The following is a 665-nucleotide window of genomic DNA, read 5'->3' on the forward strand; positions in this document are numbered from 1 at the left end:
CCGAACCTCTCCTCGTATTCCTCGTAGGCCGCGTAGATCTCCTCCGCGCTCTTGTCCGGGTGGTAGTTCAGCGTGAACAGCAGGTTTCCCGTGATAGCGCGATGGGGCTGCTTCTTCAGGGCTTGGCGAAAGGAGGCTTCGGCCTCGTCATACCGTCCCATCTTCTGGTACGTGATGCCAAGATTGTTATGGGCTTCGGCATAGTCAGGACGCAGCGCCAACGCCCGCAAGAGCAAGGTCTCCGCCTCGGGCAGCACACCCTGTCCCTGCAACAGATGCCCCAGGTTGCACAGCGCTTCGGCATCCTCCGGCGACAACGCCACCGCTCGCCGCTTGGCGGCAATGGCTTCCTCCTCAAGCCCCAAGGGCTGTAGCATGGAGCCCAGCGCTTTCCAGCCAAAGCCGTGGTCGGGGTACTGCTGTGTCAGCTCCCGGGCCAGTGCGGCCCCCCGCGTGTAGTCGCGCGCGTTGAAGCAAGCCACTACCGCATTCATCGCAGCCTCGGAAGGCTTTCCCCGGCGCTTGCGAGAGGGCGCCGGCAGGGGTGAGCCCGCACGCGAGCCCTCTTCACCGGACCACGCCAAGAACATGGCTGCATAGGCCTGCTCGACCTTCCTCGCAAACCCCTGCCCATCGAGCAGCTCGCTCGCCCGCAGCTGCCCGCG

1 protein-coding gene is annotated in these 665 nt (G+C 65.0%); it reads right to left on the reverse strand.

The annotated features are described in order from the left end of the window. A partial coding sequence (locus D8S75_RS17320; RefSeq protein WP_119967594.1) for a tetratricopeptide repeat protein occupies positions 1-665 on the reverse strand: 665 nt, incomplete at both ends.

It is taken from the genome of Simplicispira lacusdiani (assembly GCF_003604195.1).
In the GTDB taxonomy this organism is placed as follows: Bacteria; Pseudomonadota; Gammaproteobacteria; order Burkholderiales; family Burkholderiaceae_C; genus Simplicispira; species Simplicispira lacusdiani.